The following is a 19,049-nucleotide window of genomic DNA, read 5'->3' as shown; positions in this document are numbered from 1 at the left end:
CTGCGCATCCCCGAACTCCAGCCGCCACTGCGCGCTTCGGGCCCGGGACCCGTGGGTCCTTGTTTCGTCTGACGTCGTGGCAGTCAAGGGTTCTGTAGCCAACTTCTGGCATGGGCGATGCGGGGCGGCAACGCTGCGCGGGGAAATAATTTGCCGCAGCGCGCAGGTCACGCAAACGTGTTGCTTCGCCTAAATTTTTGGCGCAGATCGTGAAGCCATGGTGAGGCAAAGCAAAATTCGGGACGTTCTGACGCGCGCATTGGCGGCGGTCCTGAGCCTGTTGCTGTCTGCCCAGGTTGCGATGAGCTATGTCGCCCTCGACACACCGCTCGAAGCCGGCCATATCCGCTCGGTCATTTGTGGTGTCGACGGGTTCCAGACCGTCACCATCAACCTTGCGACCGGCGAGGTCGAGATCACCCCAACGCAAACGGTGCAGGATCGCTGCCCCTTCTGTGTGGTGGGCGCGGCCTTGCTGGCGCCGGTGTTCACGCCGCCGCAGTTTGCCGCAACATTCCATTTCGTGCCCGCGGAACATGTGGCCGATCTGTCGGTTGCGCCGCTCCGGCTGCATCGCGAACAGGCCGCACGCGCGCCGCCTCGCGCCCTTTGATCTTTCGCTGACACCCAAATGCCCGGGCGTGTGCCGCGCACAGACGCGGACCCCGTGGCTGCGAATATTCAAAGGATAGTGACAATGAAACTTACGACTTTGGCGCGTCTTGGCGCCTCTGGTGCGCTGCTGTGCGCACTTTCTCCGGCGGCCTTCGCGCAAGACGCCGACGCGGTTACCGCGCTCGACCCGATTTATGTGCTGCGCGAACGCGCGCGCCTGACGGCGGGGCGTTATGAATTCACGCCGATGGACATCGAGGCCGCGCCAGCCTCGGATGGCGGGGCGCTGCTGAATTCGGTCCCGGGCGTCTCGATCAACCGGATGGGCGGGCATGGGCTCGACATCGTGATCCGGGGCCAGCAGGCCAACCAGCTGAATGTGATCGATTCCGGTTCGTTCACCTATGGCGGCTGTCCGAACCGGATGGACCCGCCGACCTCGACGCTGTCGCTCAACCGGGCCGATACGATCATCGTGGAAAAAGGCTATGCCAGCGTGACGAACGGCCCGGGCGGCTCGGGCGGGACCGTGCGGCTGGAGCGTGAGGCCCCCGAATTCGAAGAGGGCAAGAAGGTCAGCGGGTCTTTGATCACGGCGCTGGGCACGAATGGCAACACCAAGGAAATCGGCGGCACGATCGCGGTGGATCTGGGCGGCGGCTTCTATCTGGAAGCGGGGGCCGAATACAAGGACGCCGACAATTACGAAGATGGCGACGGCCGCGAGGAGCGCAGCGCCTATACCCAGAAGAACGCCGGTGTGACCTTCGGCTACAAGACCGAAGGCGCCGAGATCGCGCTGGATATCGAACGCGACAAGGCCGAAGATGTGCTGTTTGCGGGCGCGGGCATGGACAGCCCGCTGTCGGATACCAAGATCTATCGCCTGCGTGGTGGGATGGATGTTGGCATGGGTCCGCTGACGCGGATCGAGGGCAACCTGTTCGTGACCGAAGTTGACCACGAGATGGACAACTACACGCTGCGCACGCCGGGGATGATGCTGATGCGCTCGCCCACCACCTCGGATACCCATGGTGGCAAGGTCGAAGGGCAGTTCGATTTCGGCACGACCACCGCCAGGATCGGTCTGGATTACCAGTCGAACAATCGTGTGGCCTTCGGCTATGGCGGTCCGGCCAGCATGCTGGCGCTGATCGAGGCGGGTGACGTCTCGCGGCTGACCTCGGTGTCCTGGCCCGATGTGACCATCTCACAGACCGGGCTTTATGCCGAAACCGAAACCAAGCTGGATGCCAGAACAACGCTGAAATTCGGGGCGCGCTACGATCATGTGCGGGCGAGTGCAGGGCTTGCCGATGGCGTTGCCGGGGCGCCCGCGCCCGCGCCGAACACGCTCTACACTACCTATTATGGGACCACCTTCGACGAGGCCCGGACCGAGGATAACTTCGGCGGTCTGGTGCGGCTGGAATACGAACTGTCGCCCGGGGTGACGCTGTTCTCGGGCCTGTCGCGCTCGGTGCGCACGGCGGATGCGAGTGAGCGGGCCTTTGCGCGGTCCAACTGGATCGGCAACCCCGATATCGCGCCCGAGAAACATCACCAGATCGATGTGGGGCTGGAGGCCGAGGGCAAGGCCTGGGCCTTTACCGCGACCGCCTTCGCCGATCGCGTCAACGATTACATCCTGCGCGATCAGTTCACCATTCCCGGCGTTACCACCTATCGCAACGTTTCCGCCACGCTGGCGGGGGTGGAACTGGGCGGCAGCCTGCAATCGGGTAACTGGACCTTGGCGGGGGACGTGACCTACACCTACGGTCAGAACCGCACCGATGACCGCCCGCTTGCGCAAATTCCGCCGCTTGAAGGTTCGGTCAGCGCCACTTATGCGGCCGACCTGTGGCACGCCGGTGGGCGTGTGAATTTCGCGTCGAGCCAGACCCGCATCGACCCGTCGCGCGATCCGGGTGTCAGCGCCGGTTGGGCAACGCTCGATGTGTTCGGCGGTTATGCGTTGAGCGAGAAGGCGATGCTGTTTGCGGGCGTCGATAACGTCTTCGACAAGGCCTATTCGAACCATCTGAGCCGCTCGAACGTCTTTGACAGCACCATGACGCGGGTGATGGAGCCGGGGCGGACCGTCTACGTCAAGCTTGAAGCGAAGTTCTGATGAAGAGCAGGGGCGCGGTATCGGCCGCGCCCCATTGCATGTTTTGGCCGTGTTGCAGGATGCGGGCGGCCCGTTATACGTCCACAATTGTTCTGCGCGATGTCGTGGATCTGACGGCATGCAGGGGAAGCGCAAGAGCATCGAGCCCGGGCGCCGTGGCAAAAGACAACCCGGTCTTCCGGGATCACAGGAGCAAAGAGATCGCTCCACTCGATCCCCGACCTTGCAGCAGTTGCAGCGCAATGGATTGGCCGCTTTGCGAACTGACCGATGCCATCTCACTGCGGAGAAGGTAAAGTTTGACAAGCTTGTTCAGCGTGTCAGGTTCCGTGAACTGCGCAGGATCGGCCGATCCGAACACGGTTTCCGCCTTCTGACGATAGATCGAAACCTGCTGATCGATGTCCATTGAACCCATGCTCGACGGCAATCCGAGGGCGGTTTGGAACGCCACGCTCAAGGTTTTCGAACCAATGATAGAATACCATTTCGTGTTTTCTGAAGTCGGCTTTCCGGCCAGTTCGGGCAGTTCGCGCTGAACGGTCAGCGCCATGCGCATGGTCTCATCACTGTTGCCCACTGCGATTTCAAACTGATGCTCTTCGTATTTCTGGAGGATTTCATCCGGAAAGTCCGACAGGACGGTGCGCGGAGTTGAATAATCGCCGAAGCCGAAGGCTTTGGACAGCGCAAGGTAGCGCTTGTCACTGAGCTTGTTGGCCAGAGAGCCCGTGTCCAGGGTGCCTTCTTCCAGAACTTTGCGGATGAAATAGCGGTTGCTGATATCGTCATCGAGACCGAAGGCCCCCAGGGCGACACTCAGCAAGCGCCGATCATTCACCAACTCTTCCGCCGTGGTGATACTTCCGATCTTGTCGCGAAAATAGGATTCGCGGTTCTGCAAATCGGCAGAGGCGGCAAAGGCCGCCTTCTGCGAGTCCATGGTTCGGTTCAGGAATGCCCACCCAGCGTAACCGCCCAAAGGCACGATGGGGGTGTAGCTCATGCCCGACCCGCCGCCAGCAGGCGTTCTTCGCGCGGCAGCAAGCTGCGCAGCGCCTTGAGCGCCTGATAATGCTGATCCTCCAGAACGGCGGTCGTCGCCTGCCCGAGCTGGATGCGGCTGTCGTGGTCGGTTAGCACCTGACTCAGTTGTTCGATCCCGCGAAGCAGTTGCATCCGCGCTTCATCCGCATCGGCATCGCCGGACAGGACCAGTTGCGCAATGTAGCAGACCCGCCGCACGGGGGTGTTGACCTCTTCGGGGTGGATTGCATCGCGCAGGCGCAGGATATGTGCGTTGGGCGTCATGATCGCGAGGCGTGATCGCCGCTCCCCGTTCTCGATCACCGCGCCGTTGATGAGAACGCGCTCTTTCGGGGCAAGCTTCAGGACGAGACCTGTCATTCGCTGCCACCTTCCTGCCGCAAGCCGCGCATGATCGAGGTGTTGATGTCCACCAGAATGGCTGCAGAGGCTTCGCCGGCGAGCACCCTTCGGCTATGTGCCTGTGTGAATTCATTGAGATAGAAAAGCCGCGCACGGAGCTGTGCAGGCAGGCCATTGTCGGGTGAGGCAACATCCGCCGCCAATGTGGTCCAGAGCCTGCGGTTTTCATAGACAGCCCGGGCGAGCGTGTTGAAGCTGCCTTTCCCGTCGGTACTGGCCTGTTTGAGGCGGTGTGTGATGCGAGCGAACAGCTCGTATTCGGTTCCGCGCAAGGTGCGGATCGGTTGACTTGGGTTTGCATAAGCCGTTTTGGCCATGGTCGTCGCGTTCACGGGAAATCCTTCCTGTGGCTGAGTGCATCAAGACGCGGCTTTGCCGCGGGGGGCGAAGGCGCCCCCAAGGGCGCCTTCTTCCGTGTTATTTGAACAGCGACAGGATGTTCTGGGGCTGCTGGTTCGCGATGGACAGGGCCTGAATGCCCAGCTGTTGCTGGGTTTGCAGGGCTTGCAGCCGCGCCGACGCCTCTTCCATATCGGCATCGACCAGCGCCCCGATGCCCGCTTTCATCGAGTCCGACAGGTTGCTGATGAAGGCGGACTGCGTTTCGATGCGCCCGGCCACGGAGCCAAACGACGCCGCCGCTTCGGTGGCGGTGTCGATCATCGTTTCGATATTGGCCAACGCGGCTTCGGCCCCGGCGTCGGTGGTCACGTCGATATTGTCGAGACCGAAAAGGCCGCCCGAAGCGGTGCCACCCGTCGTCACGTTGAGCGACAGCGCCCGCCCGCCGGTCGAATCGTCGATCGCGAGCGACCATTGGCCCGTGCTTTCGTTGTACTGCGTCTGGGTGGTCACGCCGCTCGGCGCGTTCGAATCGATCGCGGTTTTCAGCCCCTTGGCCACATCTTCCATGGTCTCGCCAGCACCGGCGATATAGTTGAAAGACTGTCCCGCAACGGTGACCTTGTAGGTGTCGCCATCGTTCACGGCGGCCGCCGTCGAGAAGTCGATCGTTTCGGCGCGCTGCGCGATCGTTCCCGACGTGGCGGTGAGGCCGGTCACACCGTTCAGCTCTTCGATCACGAGGGTTCCGCCCGAAGCAGGGGCCTGAACCCCGATATTCATGCCTTCGAAGCTGCTGGTGTTGGAAATGACGAGTTCACCGGTGTTGGTGCCTGCCGTCGCGGTGATGCCCTCGATCCCAAGGGCATTGATCATGCCTTGCAGCGTATCGCGGATCGTCGTGTCGGTGTCGCCGCCGGTGACATCCGCGGTGTAGCTCACGGTATTGCCGCCGATGTCGATCGAATACACGTTTCCGTCTGCAGCGGTGCCCGCAAATTGCAGCTGCGCCACCGAGCCGGTTGCGACCGAGGTGGCGGTGACCGTTGCGCCGTTGGCGTCGGTGATCGTGCCCAGGTCGGCAACGGTCATGCCCGACAGTGCCGTCGTGCCAGCGATACCAGCCGAGGCCGTCAGATCCTGGCGCGCCACATTGATATGCGCGGCCTGAACGGAGCCGTCAGTCTGCCGGTCGAGCGACGAAAGAACCGTGATCGCATCGGTGCCTTCGATCAGATTGAGACCGTTGAACTGGGCTGCGCCGACGACCGAATTGATCTGTTCGCGCAATGCCACGATATCGGCCTGAATCTTGTCACGGTCGACGTTCGATTCCTGCGCGGCAACGATCTTGCTTTTCATGTCTGTCAGCAGATCGGTAATCGTTTCTGCGGCGTTTTGTGCCACGGCGACGGTCGAATCGCCAAGCGCGAGGCTGTCCGAGATGCCCGCGAAGCCTTTCACATCCGATTCCATCACTTTCGAGATGGCCCAGACGGCAGCGTTGTCCTTGGCCGAACCGACGGATTTGCCCGTCGAGATTTCCGACTGGGTCGTTGCGAGATTCGAGTTGATGCCTTTGAGCGTCTGCAGCGCAACCATCGCGCTGGTGTTGGTAAGAATGCTAGACATATCAGATCCTTAACAGAAACGGCGCTTTGCGCCGGGTTTCATTTGCCGCGGTTCAACGCGGCGCTCGTGGCGTTCTGACCGATACGGATCTGGACCCTGCCTTTCCGTGCCATCCCGTCGGATGCGGGTTGATCCTTGCACTACAAGCCCTAACAGAACGCTAAGGCCGGCTCTGTGGCCGGCCCCAAGTCATTCAGATTTTCGAAGAATGCTTTACGCGCGCCGCTCCACCGATCCGGTGTCGGGGTTGATCGTGCGCGCGCGCCCCTGACCGTCATAGCTGTTGAAGCTTTTCGAGGCGCCCATGATGATTTTCAACCGCCGTTGTGCCGCCCGGATACCCTTCAGGGCGGCATTCAGAAGGCGCTGGTTTTCATGCGCCATTTCACGGATCTTGCCGAGTTCCGCGTCGGGGGCGTCGGCCAGTGCTGCCATCAGGGATTCTTTGCGTCGCGCGGTCTGAAGGATGGCCTCAAACTCGCCATGGGTGATCGCATGGCGTTCGGCCCGCAGAAGATCCATCAGAGCTTCGGTTGTCTGTTCCATGGCGTCATGCATCGCGTTCTCCTTTCTGCAAGGCGTGAAAAATCGTTTCGGCAAGGCCGACACCTCCGGCGCGCGCCATGTTCCCGGCCTGTTCGTCGCGCAGGAAGGAGGCGAATTGTTCTTCGCCAATGCCGCCGCCAAAACTGTCGCGCGCCGCGCCGAAGCCGGCGTGCTTGAGCATTTCCGACAGGAACGCCGCTTCGAGTTGCACGGCCCTCTGGCGCAGCACCGCGTCCCGCTGCGGCGCCGTGTTCATCGTTGGCGGGGGCACGGCGTTCAGGCCGGCAGGGATGGACATGAGAAACCTCCAATTGAAGCGATTTCCACGAGTATGGGCATAAGGCGGTAAAGAAGCGGTAACCTCCTTCTGTCATGGTTTGACGATCCCGGGCAGAAGTCGTGAGGACCATGGACCGCGTTGCATTTTCCGAATTTCTGATCCCCGCCCCTGCTGGCGTTTCCCGCGCTATGGGCGGTGATCTGGCTGATACCCCTGACGATTCGGGGGTTCTGTTCGATGCGCTCGTAGAAGGCGAAACCGGAAGTCCTTGCCTTGCACTCGCGGAACCTATGGTGACGACGGAAGGTGCGTTGCCGCTGGTGGCCGGTGAATTCGCGCCGATTCTTTCGTCGTTCGGCCATGCGCCGGGGTGGTGGGGGTTCGGTCAGGAAACGGCGGCAATGGCTTCGCCGCTGGATGCCGAGATGGCAGCGACGTCACTCCCAGATTCGCAGTATGAAACGGGCCCCCGAATGCCGCCGTCCTTCGCGCCGGAGCAAAAATTCGAAACCGCAGATGCACAAGCCCCGGCTGGGGGCACGACCCATCAACATATAGCTGCCACAGAGGCCGCTTTGGCTTCATCGTTGTCGATGCCACGGGCCGAGGCGATTGTGATGCCAAAGACGGTGATTTCGTCCGAGGGAGCCGTACTGTCACTGCCGACTGGCCAGAAGGGCGTCATGTCGGCGATTGCTGCCGGGGCGCCATCCGAGACGGGTATGGCGGTGCGGCCCGCCGCTGTCGGAAATGGCCGCGTGGTGGATTCGTCAAGTGTGCTGCCGCAAGCGCCCGGATTCCTTGGCGCACCTTCGGTGCCACAATCCGAACGGGCTGAAATGCCAGTTCAGACCAAGGATATGCCTGAAACCTGGCCCGGTCCGGCCCCAGTTGTTGCGGAGGCGCGACAACCGCCGAAAGACCCGTCTCGATTGCAGGCTCAGACCGCCCGGGAAGGGGGCGCCCAGAGCTTGCTTGGTGTGTCAAAGCCGCAGTTCGAAAACAGAAGTGAAGATGTGCCGCGAGCCCGGTCCGATGTGACGGAAGCAACGAAAGTCGTTGCCCCTGCGCAGGGCGGACCGCAAGCCCAGTCCGATACACAGCGCGCAAAGCCGGACACCGCGGCGTTGCAGGCGGGGGCGCTGACCGTTGCAGCCGCCGGGCGGCACGATATTGAGCCGCCCGCGCCTCAGGGCCGGCCCGGTAGCTCCAGCGTGGCAGCGGATATCCATCTGCGGTATTTGCCGGCAAGTGCCGTGCCCGTCTGGGCGGCTGCCGATGCGGCGGAGGCAGAGTTGCCGCTTAGCGAGGGTCCTGCCCTGCTTACACCAGCGGCGCCTGAGGATGTTAACGGTGCAGCCGGGGCTCCAATGGAGGACAAAGGTGCGCCTGTATCCGAAAAACGCGAACCGGCTGCCACTTTCCCCGCGCGTCAGCTTTCTGAGTCGATGTCAGGCGCTGCGCCGGTGCCCCCCGTCATGGCGCAAGCTTCGTCCCCGGACATCGTGGTTCCGGCTGAGGCCGGGGAGGACAGCCGAATTGACTCGCGGGATGTGCGGTTGATGAACGAGACGCGTGCAGAGGGGCAACCGCCCCAAAACCGCGCAAGGGCGATCGAGGTGCCGGAGCTTTTGCGGGTCAGGGCGCCGCACCAGATGCCTGAGGTCGAGAGTGATCCGGGTATGCTCAGCGGGCGCGAGATGGCAGCCGACGCGGTTGGAACGTCGCCCAATCCTGTGCGCGTTGCGGTCGGGCCGCAGGCCGTATTGCCACAGGCCATCACGCAGCAGGTCGCGCATGCCGCAGCCAGGGTTGCGGATGGGCCGGTCGAGTTGACCCTCGCCCCCGAGGAGTTGGGGCGCGTGCGTTTGACGCTGCATACGTCCGAGGCGGGGATCACCGTGGCGATCCATGCCGAACGCCCTGAAACGCTTGACCTTATGCGCCGCAATATCGACCTGCTGGCACGCGACTTCCGCGATCAGGGCTATGCATCGATTGCCTTCGATTTCGGAAACGACTCCCGGCGTCAGAACGACCAACCGATGACCGCGTTTGCGGCGACACGGCAAGATACCACAGAGCCCGCCAATGGGGAGAGCCTTGCGCCTGACCTCAGGGTGTCCGGCGCCCGGCAGTCGCAGGGCGGGCTGGATTTGCGCATGTGAAAGGACTGACAGATGACCACAGTGACCGCTGCCACAACGACCGCCAGCACGGTTTCCAGCACTACGTCGCGTTCGACCTCTGCGATCAGCTCTGATTTCGAGACTTTTCTCAAGATGCTGACGGTGCAAATGCAAAATCAGGACCCGCTCAATCCGATCGAGAGTTCGGATTATGCTGTGCAGCTGGCGACGTTTTCCGGGGTCGAGCAGCAGGTGAAAACCAACGATCTGCTGGAATCCCTCGCCACGCAGATGGGGGTCATGGGGATGACACAGTTTGCGGGCTGGGTCGGGATGGAGGCGCGTTCGGATGCCCCGGCCTATTACGATGGCACACCGGTCACAGTGGCACCGAACCCGGTAGCCGGTTCCGATCAGGCGGTTCTGGTCGCCTATGACGCTGCCGGGACAGAGGTGTCGCGTGAGGCGGTTGCAGTTTCGGCCGATCCGATCACCTGGGACGGGGTCGGCACAAGTGGCAATGAATTGCCCACCGGGCTCTATACGTTCAAGCTCGAATGCTACAACAGCGGCAGCCTGCTTTCGATCGAGACCGTCGAAACCTACAACCGGATCGTCGAGGCACAGGGCACGGGCGCAGGCACCGCATTGGTCTTGCGCGGCGGCACGACGATCGACACGGGCGATGTGACCGCGCTGCGCGATGCGGGATGACGCTCAGATCACGCAGCCGATCGCAATGCCAGATCCCAAAAGGGCCAGGCCGGCCAGGGACAATGCCACCCGATGCAGCCGTCGGGGCGATTCTGGCGCCGGTTGCGGATCGGCCTGACGTTCAAGCGCGGCTTGCAGCAAGCCGGGCAAGCGCGGGCCGAATTGATGCAGAACCTGTATCGTGCGCATCAGATCGTGCAATGCCGCTCGCGGGCCGAGCGCGCCGCGAATATAGGTCTCGACGACAGGCTGCGCGGCTTCCCACATGTTGATCGCCGGGTTCAGCGACCGTGCGACACCTTCGACCACGACCATGGTGCGCTGCAGCAAGATCAGTTCGGTGCGGGTCTGCATGCCGAAGCGTTCGGTTACCTCGAACAGGTAGGCCAGCAGTCGCGCCATCGAGATTTGCGTGGCATTCATGCCGAAAATCGGTTCGCCCACCGCACGCAGGGCCAGCGCGAATTCGTTCACATCGCGGTCGGCGGGCACATAGCCGGCCTCGAAATGCACCTCGGCCACGCGGCGATAGTCGCGTTTGATGAAACCCATCAGGATCTCGGCGTAAACCCGGCGGGTATATTCGTCGATCTGCCCCATGATCCCGAAATCATAGGCGATGATATTGCCGTTCGCGGCGACCTTCAGGTTGCCCTGATGCATGTCGGCGTGGAAATAGCCGTCGCGCAGCGCATGGCTGAGAAACAGCTGCAGCACCCGTTCGGACAGGGCCACGACATCGTGCCCTGCGGCCCGGATCGCGGCCGCGTCGCCCATCGGCAGCCCCTCGGCCCAATCAAGCGTCATCACCTGACGGCCGGAATAGGCCCAGATCGGCTGCGGCACGGTGAAGCCCGCGTCACCCGCCGTATTGGCGCCGAATTGCGAGGCGGCCGAGGCCTCGAGCCGCAGATCGAGTTCCCCTAGAACCACGCCCTCGAAATGTTTGACAACGTCGGTCGGGCGCAGCCTGCGCGAGGCCGGCGAAAGCCGTTCGATCATGCCCGCGGCGAAATGAAACGCGTCCAGATCGCGGCGGAAGGCGCGTTCGATCCCGGGGCGCAGCACCTTGACCGCCACGCGCTCGCCGGTTTCGGCCAGAATCGCGGAATGAACCTGGGCGATCGAGGCGGCCGCGACAGGCTCGGAAAATTCGCTGAAAATCGTGGAAACCGGGCGGCCGAGTTCCTCTTCGACGGTGCGCAGGGCAATCGCCGTCGGAAATGGCGGCAGCTTGTCTTGCAGCACGCGCAGCTGATCGGCCAATTCCTGGCCCACGACATCGGGCCGGGTCGAGAGCACCTGACCAAATTTGATATAGGCCGGTCCCAGTGCGGTGATTGCCCGTGTCACCGGCGGCAGGTTCGGGTCGCCCTTGTAGCCCAGCCATTTGAACGGCCAGCCCATGATCCGCGCCACCAGGCGCAGCCGCGGGGGGGCCTCTACCGCTTCGAGCGCGACTTTCATCGCGCCGGTGCGTTCGAACGTGGCGCCGGTGCGGATCAGCCGCCAGATGTTGTGCGGACCGCGCATCTTACACCTTCCAGCCGGAATGCAGCGCGGCGATGCCCATCGACAGGTTGCGGTATTTGACCCGGTCGAACCCCGCCTCGCGGATCATCGAGGCGAAGATCTCTTGATTGGGGAACTTGCGGATCGATTCCACCAGATATTGATAGCTGTCGCGGTCGTTCGCCACGATCTGCCCCATCACCGGAATCACGTTGAACGAATAGGCGTCATAAAGCGATTGCAGCATGTCATTCGGGATCTGGCTGAATTCCAGCACCATCAACCGCCCGCCGGGGCGCAGCACGCGGTAGGCCTCGCGCAGCGCATCGGGGATGCGGGTCACGTTTCGAATACCGAACGAGATCGTGTAAACGTCGAAGCTGTTATCGGCGAAGGGCAGGGCCATCGCGTCCCCCACGACCCATTGCAGGCGATCGGCCATATCTTCGGCCTCGGCCCGCTTCTGGCCTTCGATCAGCATCGATTCCGTCATGTCGCAGACGGTCGCGGTGGCGCCGGGTGCGCGTTTGAGGAAGCGGAAGGCCACGTCGCCGGTGCCGCCTGCCACATCCAGCAGCTTCTGCCCCGGGCGCGGCGCCAGCCAATCCATCATCGCATCCTTCCAGACGCGATGGATGCCCAGGCTCATCAGATCGTTCATGATGTCGTATTTCGAGGCCACCCGCGAAAACACGCCGTGCACCATGCCGGCCTTTTCACCCTCGTCCACGGTTTTGAAGCCGAAATGCGTGGTCTTGTTCTGATCCGTGCGCGTCATTTGCTCGGGGGCCCTTGCCGATCTGGAAATGTCCCCCTTCTTATAGGGGCCCCGGCGGCCATGACAATGCGACAGGAACATCAGATGCCCGAACTGCCCGAGGTTGAAACCGTGCGTCGCGGGCTTTTGCCCGCGATGGAAGGGGTGCGGATCGCCCGTGCCGAGGTCAACCGCCCCGATCTGCGCTGGCCCCTGCCCGAGGGTATGGCCGACCGGCTGACCGGCGCGCGGGTGGTGCAACTGCGGCGACGCTCGAAATACATTCTGGCCGATCTGGACACGGGCGAGAGCCTGCTGATCCATCTGGGCATGTCGGGGCGGATGCTGGTGTCGGGGGTGATGCTGGGCGGTTTTCATCTGGATCACCCCGCGCCGCAGAAACATGACCATGTGGTGCTGCACATGGAAGGCGGTGCGCGCGTGACCTTCAACGATGCGCGCCGGTTCGGCGCAATGGATCTGGTGCGCACCGACCGCGAGGCGGCGCATTGGCTGCTGGCGGGGCTGGGGCCCGAACCTTTTGGCAATGATTTTCACGAAGATTACCTGGTCGCCCGGCTGAAAGGGCGTGCCACGCCGATCAAGGCGGCGCTTCTGGATCAGCGGATCATCGCGGGGCTGGGCAATATCTATGTGTCCGAAGTGCTGTTTCGCGCGGGCATCGACCCGCGCCGTCAGGCCGGGCGGATCGCGGCGAAACGGGTGGCCGAGATGGTCCCGGTCATCCGCGCCGTGTTGACCGAGGCGATCGAGGCGGGCGGGTCGAGCCTGCGCGACCATCGTCAGGCCGACGGCGAGCTGGGCTATTTCCAGCATGCCTTCCGGGTCTATGACCGCGAGGACGAACCCTGCATCCACTGCGGCGCCCCGATCCGCCGCATCGTGCAGTCGGGGCGTTCCAGTTTCTTCTGCCCGGTCTGCCAACGCTAGCTTTGCCGCACCTGCGAAAGCGACTTGATAATCGCCCCGGTCCTGTTAGGACTCCTGCTCATAACAAGGAAAGGCAAAGCCACATGGCCTACCAGACCCTGATCGTCGAGATCGAAGACTACGTCGCCCTGATCCGGCTCAACCGTCCCGAAGCTCTGAACGCCCTGAATTCGACCCTGCTGGGCGAGTTGGCGGATGCGCTGAAAGCGGCGGATGACAACGACAAGGTGCGCGCAATCGTCATCACCGGCTCGGAAAAGGCCTTCGCGGCTGGTGCCGACATCAAGGAAATGTCCGAGAAATCCTTCGTGGACATGTTCACGTCGGACTTCTTCGGCCCCGAAACCGACTCGCTGCTGCGCACCCGCAAGCCGATCATCGGCGCCGTTGCGGGCTATGCCCTGGGCGGCGGCTGCGAATTGGCAATGATGTGCGATTTCCTGATCTGCGCGGAAAACGCCAAATTCGGGCAACCCGAAATCAACCTGGGCGTGATGGCCGGCATGGGCGGCACGCAGCGTCTGACCCGCTTCGTCGGCAAGTCCAAGGCGATGGACATGCACCTGACCGGCCGCTTCATGGATGCCGCCGAGGCAGAGCGCTCGGGTCTGGTCAGCCGGGTCGTGCCGGTGGCCAAGCTGATCCCCGAAGCGATCGCCGCCGCGCAAAAGATCGCCGAGAAATCCGCGCTGTCGGTTCTGGCCATCAAGGAGGCGGTGAACCGTTCCTACGAGATGACGCTGCACGAAGGCGTGCTGTATGAACGCCGCCTGTTCCACGCGCTGTTCGCGACCGAAGATCAGAAAGAGGGGATGTCGGCGTTCCTTGAAAAACGCCAGCCCCAGTTCCGCGACAAGTAAGCCGGAAATCCAGGTTTTGCGGCAAAAGAGGCTTTTCTTTCAGCCTCTTTTGCCGTATGGACCGCCCTCACATGCGCGTGGAGCCCGCTCAGGCTAGAATCATCCGGTTCGTTGGGACGACCGGGCCCGTTGCGCAATCGAAATGTAACAGACCCGGGAATTCGGAAAAACATGGCCAATACGCCCCAATCCAAGAAACGCGCCCGTCAGAACGAGCGCCGCAACGACATCAACAAGGCCCGTCGTTCGCGCATCCGCACCTACCTGCGCAAAGTCGAAGAAGCGATCGCCTCGGGGAACTCCGAAGCTGCCGTCGCTGCGCTGCGCGCTGCACAGCCGGAACTGGCCCGTGGCATCACCAAGGGTGTGCTGCACAAGAACACCGTTGCGCGCAAAATGTCGCGCCTGTCCTCGCGCGTGAAAGCGCTGCAGGCCTGATAAGCGGCTGAAAATTCAGCACTTCGAAAAGACGTCCGCTTGCGGGCGTCTTTTTGTTTTTTTCATATGAATCAATGGGTTGATTTGTGGTGTTGCAATCACGTCCCCGTGAATCAGATTCGTAACCGTGAATTGTGCGTCAAGAGTGAAGTTCGGTTGCGTGCGGCCCCGAGAGCTTGCTAGCGTCACCTTGCGATTCACGTCGCCTAGGGGGACATGACGCATCTTTCTCTGGCCGCAGCGGGCGTAAAGTCTGCCACGACAAAGAAAAAAAGCCGGATCTGCCGGTCTGGAAGATGCGAATCCGATTCTCGGGGGTGCTGCGCCCCCAGCTTCGGCAGGTGATGCCACGCCCGGTCTGCCGGGTCGGCTTCTGTGTCCTTGAAACTGGGGGGAGATCCCGGCCGATCGGCTGGGCGGTTCCCTTTTGTCTGGGCGGTGCGAGGTCGGCTGACAGTTTGGGATGAATAGGCAAGAACATGACGGACGAAACCTGGGGGCGGGTGTGCAATGAACTTCTTAAGACTGTTGGGAAAAACAATTTCACAAGCTGGATCGCGCCGCTTCGGCTGATCGAACTGTCCGACGGGATCGTCTCGTTCGAGGCGCCGACGAAATTCATGCGCGACTGGGTGTCGCGCAACTTTGCCGAACCGATCCTGCGCGAGCTGCGTCAGGCTGGCGTCACCGCCGAGCGGATCGACATTCGCGTGCCCGAATTGCGGGCGATTCCGGTCGCGGCCGTGGCCAATCCCGCCCCGGCCAAGCCGCGCAAACCGGTGCGCGCCGCCGACGATGCCGACCTGCCGGGCGCGCCGCTGGATGCGCGCTTCACCTTCGACAGTTTCGTGGTCGGCAAGCCCAACGAACTGGCCCATGCCGCCGCGCGCCGCGTGGCCGAGGGCGGGCCGGTCACCTTCAATCCGCTGTTCCTTTACGGTGGGGTGGGCTTGGGTAAAACCCACCTGATGCACGCCATCGCGCATGAGCTGCAGGCCCGCCGCCCCGATCTGCGTGTGCTGTATCTGTCGGCAGAACAGTTCATGTATCGCTTCGTGCAGGCGCTGCGCGAACGTCAGATCATGGATTTCAAAGAGATGTTCCGCTCGGTCGATGTGCTGATGGTCGATGACGTGCAGTTCATCGCGGGCAAGGACAGCACGCAGGAAGAATTCTTCCACACGTTCAACGCGCTTGTGGATCAGGGCAAGCAGATCGTGATTTCCGCCGATCGGGCCCCGGGCGAGATCAAGGATCTGGAAGACCGGATCAAGTCGCGTCTGCAATGCGGTCTGGTCGTCGATCTGCACCCGACCGATTACGAATTGCGTCTGGGCATCCTGCAGACCAAGACCGAAGCCTACCGCACGCAATATCCGGGTCTGGTGCTGGCTGATGGGGTGCTGGAATTCCTGGCGCATCGGATCACCACCAACGTCCGCGTGCTGGAAGGCGCGCTGACCCGTCTGTTCGCCTTTGCCTCGCTGGTCGGGCGGGAAATCACGCTCGATCTGGCGCAGGAATGCCTGACCGATATCCTGCGCGCCTCGGACCGCAAGGTCACGATCGAGGAAATTCAGCGCAAGGTGGCCGAACATTACACCATCCGTCTGTCGGACATGATCGGCCCGAAACGGGTGCGTACCATCGCCCGGCCGCGTCAGGTGGCGATGTATCTGGCCAAGCAGCTGACCACCCGCAGCCTGCCCGAAATCGGGCGCCGCTTCGGCGGGCGCGACCACACCACGATCATGCATGGCATCCGCAAGATCGAAGAGCTGAAAGGCGCAGATCGGCAACTGGCCGAAGATATTGACCTGCTGCGGCGTCTTCTTGAGTCCTGAGTCTTGACGCTCCGGCCAAAGCGGCCGAATGTCCTGAAAAATCTTGAGCCTGCGCGGAAGGGTGTTACCTTTCCGCGTCAAGGCAGCCGTGAGGGATGGAAATGAAGATCAGCATCGAACGCGCCGCGCTTCTGAAAGCCGTCGCCCAAGCGCAATCGGTTGTCGAACGCCGCAACACGATTCCGATTTTGGCGAATGTGCTGATCGAAGCCGAGGGCGACACCGTGTCGTTCCGCGCAACCGATCTGGACATCGAGGTGGTCGACAAGGCCCCCGCGCAGGTCGAACGTGCCGGTGCCACCACGGTTTCGGCGGTGATGTTGCATGAAATCGTGCGCAAACTGCCCGATGGCGCGCTGATTTCGCTGTCGGACGATCCGGCGGCGGGGCGTGTGACGATTCAGGCAGGACGGTCGAGCTTCAACCTGGCTACGCTGCCGCGCGAAGATTTCCCGGTGATGGCCAGCTCGGAATATACCGCGAATTTCGCGGCCAAGGCAGGCGTGCTGAAACGGTTGTTCGACAAGTCGAAGTTCGCGATTTCGACAGAAGAGACCCGCTATTATCTGAACGGCGTCTACATGCATGTCGCAACCGGCGAGGATGGCCCGGTGCTGCGCTGCGTGGCGACCGATGGGCACCGTCTGGCGCGGATCGACGCGCCCCTGCCCGATGGCGCGCAGGGCATGCCCGGCGTCATCGTGCCGCGCAAGACGGTGAATGAATTGCGCAAGCTGCTGGATGACGACGACGCGCAGATCGCGGTGTCGGTGTCGGAAACCAAGGTGCGCTTCGCGACCCCGGTCATCACGCTGACCTCGAAGGTCATCGACGGCACCTTCCCCGACTACACGCGCGTCATTCCGATGGGCAACACCCGCCGTCTGGAAGTGGACGCCAGCGAATTTGCCAAGGCGGTCGACCGCGTGGCCACGGTGTCGTCGGAACGTTCGCGCGCGGTCAAGCTGAGTCTGGACGAAGACCGTCTGGTGCTGTCGGTCAACGCCCCCGACGCGGGCGCCGCCGAGGAAGAACTTGCCGTGGCCTATGGCGACGAACGGCTGGAAATTGGCTTCAATGCCAAATACCTGCTGGAAATCGCCAGCCAGGTGGATCGCGAAAATGCGGTGTTCCTGTTCAACTCCTCGGGCGATCCGACCTTGATGCGCGAGGGGAATGATACCTCGGCGGTCTATGTCGTGATGCCGATGCGCGTGTGACGCGGTCGCTCGCCTCCGGCGGGAGTATTTTTGCCAAGAAGAAGAGGGGCCGATGCTGCGCGAACTGACGCTTTTGCAGTTCCGTTCGCATCGGCGTGCCCATCTGGTCTTTGATGGCAGGCCGGTGGCGATTTATGGGCCCAACGGCGCGGGCAAGACCAATATTCTGGAGGCAATTTCGCTGTTGTCGCCCGGGCGCGGATTGCGCAGGGCCACTGCAGACGAGTTGATGCGGCGTGCCGAGGCGGTGGGCTGGAAAATCCGCGCCGAGACCGAGATGCATGAACTGGAAACTTCGGCGCTGCCGGGATGCGCGCGCGAGGTTCTGATCGACGGCAAGGCCGCGCCGCAGGTGGCCTTGGGGCGGATCTTGCGGGTGCTGTGGCTGGTGCCCGCGATGGACCGGCTGTGGATCGAGGGCGCCGAGGGGCGCCGGCGGTTTCTGGACCGGATCACGCTGAGCTTCTGTCCGGCCCATGCCGAAGCCACCCTTGCCTATGAAAAGGCGATGCGCGAACGCAACCGGCTGTTGAAGGACATGGTGCAGGACGCGCGCTGGTATCATGCGCTGGAGGGGCAGATGGCCGAGGCAGGCGCGCTGATCGCCGCGCATCGCACCGAGGCGCTGGCACGGATTTCCGCCGCGCAAGAGGGCGCGGCGACCGCCTTTCCCGCCGCGCATCTGGCGATTGAAAACGCGGGGCCTGCCGATCTGGCGCAGGCGCTGGTCGAAGGACGGCGGCGCGACATGGCGGCGGGGCGCACGCTGGAAGGCCCGCATCGCGCCGATCTGGCTGCGGTTTACGCCGAAAAGAATGTGCCCGCCGCGCAATGTTCGACAGGCGAGCAGAAGGCGCTGCTGATCTCGTTGATCCTGGCCAATGCGCGGGCGCTGAAGGGCGAAAACACCGTTGTTCTGCTGGACGAGGCCGCGGCCCATCTGGACAGCGCGCGGCGCGCGGCGCTCTATAATGAAATCTGCGCGCTGGAGGCGCAGGTCGTGATGACCGGCACCGGCGCGGAATTGTTTGAAAGCCTTGGCCCTCGGGGGCAGTATTTCGAGGTGACCGAAGTGGCGGGCACCTCGGTCGTAACCGAAAGGGTGGAGTGATGGCCTATCCTGTGCAACGCGTCACGCTGATCACGCTGGGAGTGGAGGATATTGCACGCGCGCGTCGCTTCTACGAGGCCCTCGGCTGGGTGCCGGTTCAGGCCGAAGCGGCGGTGGTCTTCTATCAGATGGCCGGGCTGGTGTTGGGCCTGTTCGGGCGCGCCGATCTGGCGGCGGATCAGGGCCGGCCGGGAGCGGAGCTGGGAACCGGCGCGATCACACTGGCACAGAACTTCGCAACCGAGGCCGAGGTCGACGCCGCCTATCAGGCCGCGCTGGCGGCGGGGGCGCAGGGGCTCAAGCCGCCCGAGGCGGTCTTCTGGGGTGGCTATTCGGGCTATTACGCCGACCCGGACGGCCACGTCTGGGAGGTGGCGATGAATCCGTTCTGGCCCTTGACGGCGGATGGCACGTTGCAGATCCCGGCCCCGGGCTGAGCCCCCAAATCTTGTGTCTTTGGCGTGACATTGCCGCGCCGACCCCCTATAAATCGGCAGTGATTTACAGGACAG

At 62.8% G+C, this 19,049-nt stretch carries 19 protein-coding genes; 11 read left to right on the top strand and 8 right to left on the bottom strand.

What is annotated here, in order from left to right:
* Window positions 1-220: 220 nt before the first annotated feature.
* Window positions 221-613: a hypothetical protein gene (locus tag P2G62_RS10255; RefSeq protein WP_275734801.1), complete on the top strand. Its 393-nt coding sequence runs from the start codon at window positions 221-223 to the stop codon at window positions 611-613.
* Between the two features lie 84 nt (window positions 614-697).
* A complete protein-coding gene (locus tag P2G62_RS10250) occupies window positions 698-2,752 on the top strand; it encodes a TonB-dependent receptor (protein ID WP_275734800.1) in 2,055 nt (684 codons plus the stop codon).
* A 184-nt stretch (window positions 2,753-2,936) separates the two neighbouring features.
* Here P2G62_RS10250 and P2G62_RS10245 read toward each other — a convergent pair whose 3' ends face one another.
* The 6 genes from P2G62_RS10245 to P2G62_RS10220 form a co-directional block, all read right to left on the bottom strand.
* A complete protein-coding gene (locus P2G62_RS10245) occupies window positions 2,937-3,758 on the bottom strand; it encodes a DUF1217 domain-containing protein (RefSeq protein WP_275734799.1) in 822 nt (273 codons plus the stop codon).
* On the bottom strand, window positions 3,755-4,159 hold the full coding sequence (flbT, locus tag P2G62_RS10240) for a flagellar biosynthesis repressor FlbT (protein ID WP_275734798.1): 405 nt from the start codon (window positions 4,157-4,159) through the stop codon (window positions 3,755-3,757). The genes P2G62_RS10245 and flbT overlap by 4 nt, the downstream gene beginning before the upstream one ends.
* Window positions 4,156-4,533 (bottom strand): flagellar biosynthesis regulator FlaF, encoded by a 378-nt coding sequence (gene flaF / locus P2G62_RS10235; protein WP_275734797.1) that lies wholly within the window; start codon window positions 4,531-4,533, stop codon window positions 4,156-4,158. Before flaF ends, flbT begins: the two co-directional genes overlap by 4 nt.
* Before the next feature lie 85 nt (window positions 4,534-4,618).
* Window positions 4,619-6,175 (bottom strand): flagellin, encoded by a 1,557-nt coding sequence (locus tag P2G62_RS10230; protein WP_275734796.1) that lies wholly within the window; start codon window positions 6,173-6,175, stop codon window positions 4,619-4,621.
* A 213-nt stretch (window positions 6,176-6,388) separates the two neighbouring features.
* Window positions 6,389-6,733, bottom strand: a complete 345-nt coding sequence (locus P2G62_RS10225; protein ID WP_275734795.1) for a hypothetical protein — start codon at window positions 6,731-6,733, stop codon at window positions 6,389-6,391.
* Window positions 6,726-6,977, bottom strand: coding sequence for a rod-binding protein (locus tag P2G62_RS10220; RefSeq protein ID WP_275734794.1), 252 nt, complete (start codon window positions 6,975-6,977; stop codon window positions 6,726-6,728). The genes P2G62_RS10225 and P2G62_RS10220 overlap by 8 nt, the downstream gene beginning before the upstream one ends.
* Window positions 6,978-7,129: 152 nt before the next feature.
* Here P2G62_RS10220 and P2G62_RS10215 point away from each other — a divergent pair, with 152 nt between their 5' ends.
* On the top strand, window positions 7,130-9,169 hold the full coding sequence (locus P2G62_RS10215; RefSeq protein WP_275734793.1) for a flagellar hook-length control protein FliK: 2,040 nt from the start codon (window positions 7,130-7,132) through the stop codon (window positions 9,167-9,169).
* 12 nt (window positions 9,170-9,181) lie between these two features.
* Window positions 9,182-9,844 carry a flagellar hook capping FlgD N-terminal domain-containing protein gene (locus P2G62_RS10210; RefSeq protein ID WP_275734792.1) on the top strand — a complete coding sequence of 221 codons (663 nt, stop codon included), beginning with the start codon at window positions 9,182-9,184 and terminating at the stop codon, window positions 9,842-9,844.
* 3 nt (window positions 9,845-9,847) lie between these two features.
* Here the strand turns inward: P2G62_RS10210 and ubiB are convergent, their stop codons facing one another.
* Window positions 9,848-11,377 carry a 2-polyprenylphenol 6-hydroxylase gene (gene ubiB / locus P2G62_RS10205; protein WP_275734791.1) on the bottom strand — a complete coding sequence of 510 codons (1,530 nt, stop codon included), beginning with the start codon at window positions 11,375-11,377 and terminating at the stop codon, window positions 9,848-9,850.
* A gap of 1 nt (window position 11,378) precedes the next feature.
* Window positions 11,379-12,134: a bifunctional demethylmenaquinone methyltransferase/2-methoxy-6-polyprenyl-1,4-benzoquinol methylase UbiE gene (ubiE, locus tag P2G62_RS10200; RefSeq protein ID WP_275734790.1), complete on the bottom strand. Its 756-nt coding sequence runs from the start codon at window positions 12,132-12,134 to the stop codon at window positions 11,379-11,381.
* 84 nt (window positions 12,135-12,218) lie between these two features.
* Here ubiE and mutM point away from each other — a divergent pair, with 84 nt between their 5' ends.
* The 7 genes from mutM (at window position 12,219) to P2G62_RS10165 (ending at window position 18,974) form a co-directional block, all read left to right on the top strand.
* Window positions 12,219-13,064, top strand: coding sequence for a bifunctional DNA-formamidopyrimidine glycosylase/DNA-(apurinic or apyrimidinic site) lyase (mutM, locus tag P2G62_RS10195; protein WP_275734789.1), 846 nt, complete (start codon window positions 12,219-12,221; stop codon window positions 13,062-13,064).
* A gap of 83 nt (window positions 13,065-13,147) precedes the next feature.
* Complete coding sequence (locus tag P2G62_RS10190; RefSeq protein WP_275734788.1) at window positions 13,148-13,924, top strand: enoyl-CoA hydratase; 777 nt, start codon at window positions 13,148-13,150, stop codon at window positions 13,922-13,924.
* A 171-nt stretch (window positions 13,925-14,095) separates the two neighbouring features.
* Entirely contained in the window at window positions 14,096-14,362 is a 267-nt protein-coding gene (gene rpsT, locus P2G62_RS10185; protein ID WP_275734787.1) for a 30S ribosomal protein S20, read from the top strand.
* Window positions 14,363-14,841: 479 nt separating this feature from the next.
* Window positions 14,842-16,206, top strand: a complete 1,365-nt coding sequence (dnaA, locus tag P2G62_RS10180) for a chromosomal replication initiator protein DnaA (protein ID WP_275734786.1) — start codon at window positions 14,842-14,844, stop codon at window positions 16,204-16,206.
* A gap of 101 nt (window positions 16,207-16,307) precedes the next feature.
* Window positions 16,308-17,426: a DNA polymerase III subunit beta gene (gene dnaN / locus P2G62_RS10175; protein ID WP_275734785.1), complete on the top strand. Its 1,119-nt coding sequence runs from the start codon at window positions 16,308-16,310 to the stop codon at window positions 17,424-17,426.
* 52 nt (window positions 17,427-17,478) lie between these two features.
* Window positions 17,479-18,537: a DNA replication/repair protein RecF gene (gene recF / locus P2G62_RS10170; protein ID WP_275734784.1), complete on the top strand. Its 1,059-nt coding sequence runs from the start codon at window positions 17,479-17,481 to the stop codon at window positions 18,535-18,537.
* Window positions 18,537-18,974, top strand: a complete 438-nt coding sequence (locus tag P2G62_RS10165; RefSeq protein WP_275734783.1) for a VOC family protein — start codon at window positions 18,537-18,539, stop codon at window positions 18,972-18,974. The genes recF and P2G62_RS10165 overlap by 1 nt, the downstream gene beginning before the upstream one ends.
* Window positions 18,975-19,049 lie beyond the last annotated feature (75 nt).

Origin of the sequence: Paenirhodobacter sp. CAU 1674 (genome assembly GCF_029222945.1) — a bacterium.
Lineage (GTDB): Bacteria > Pseudomonadota > Alphaproteobacteria > Rhodobacterales > Rhodobacteraceae > Rhodobacter.
Note: the sequence above shows the minus strand (reverse complement) of the source record. Positions and strands in the feature narration are given on the sequence as shown.

What these genes read in the sequence shown, in the direction of transcription:
- P2G62_RS10215 (WP_275734793.1), top strand. Translation starts at nt 7,130, where the DNA reads ATGGACCGCGTTGCATTTTCCGAATTTCTGATCCCCGCCCCTGCTGGC.
- rpsT (WP_275734787.1), top strand. Translation starts at nt 14,096, where the DNA reads ATGGCCAATACGCCCCAATCCAAGAAACGCGCCCGTCAGAACGAGCGC.
- ubiE (WP_275734790.1), bottom strand. Translation starts at nt 12,134, where the DNA reads ATGACGCGCACGGATCAGAACAAGACCACGCATTTCGGCTTCAAAACC.
- ubiB (WP_275734791.1), bottom strand. Translation starts at nt 11,377, where the DNA reads ATGCGCGGTCCGCACAACATCTGGCGGCTGATCCGCACCGGCGCCACG.
- P2G62_RS10230 (WP_275734796.1), bottom strand. Translation starts at nt 6,175, where the DNA reads ATGTCTAGCATTCTTACCAACACCAGCGCGATGGTTGCGCTGCAGACG.
- dnaN (WP_275734785.1), top strand. Translation starts at nt 16,308, where the DNA reads ATGAAGATCAGCATCGAACGCGCCGCGCTTCTGAAAGCCGTCGCCCAA.
- flbT (WP_275734798.1), bottom strand. Translation starts at nt 4,159, where the DNA reads ATGACAGGTCTCGTCCTGAAGCTTGCCCCGAAAGAGCGCGTTCTCATC.
- P2G62_RS10245 (WP_275734799.1), bottom strand. Translation starts at nt 3,758, where the DNA reads ATGAGCTACACCCCCATCGTGCCTTTGGGCGGTTACGCTGGGTGGGCA.
- P2G62_RS10250 (WP_275734800.1), top strand. Translation starts at nt 698, where the DNA reads ATGAAACTTACGACTTTGGCGCGTCTTGGCGCCTCTGGTGCGCTGCTG.
- P2G62_RS10220 (WP_275734794.1), bottom strand. Translation starts at nt 6,977, where the DNA reads ATGAACACGGCGCCGCAGCGGGACGCGGTGCTGCGCCAGAGGGCCGTG.
- P2G62_RS10165 (WP_275734783.1), top strand. Translation starts at nt 18,537, where the DNA reads ATGGCCTATCCTGTGCAACGCGTCACGCTGATCACGCTGGGAGTGGAG.
- P2G62_RS10210 (WP_275734792.1), top strand. Translation starts at nt 9,182, where the DNA reads ATGACCACAGTGACCGCTGCCACAACGACCGCCAGCACGGTTTCCAGC.
- dnaA (WP_275734786.1), top strand. Translation starts at nt 14,842, where the DNA reads ATGACGGACGAAACCTGGGGGCGGGTGTGCAATGAACTTCTTAAGACT.
- P2G62_RS10225 (WP_275734795.1), bottom strand. Translation starts at nt 6,733, where the DNA reads ATGCATGACGCCATGGAACAGACAACCGAAGCTCTGATGGATCTTCTG.
- mutM (WP_275734789.1), top strand. Translation starts at nt 12,219, where the DNA reads ATGCCCGAACTGCCCGAGGTTGAAACCGTGCGTCGCGGGCTTTTGCCC.
- P2G62_RS10190 (WP_275734788.1), top strand. Translation starts at nt 13,148, where the DNA reads ATGGCCTACCAGACCCTGATCGTCGAGATCGAAGACTACGTCGCCCTG.
- recF (WP_275734784.1), top strand. Translation starts at nt 17,479, where the DNA reads ATGCTGCGCGAACTGACGCTTTTGCAGTTCCGTTCGCATCGGCGTGCC.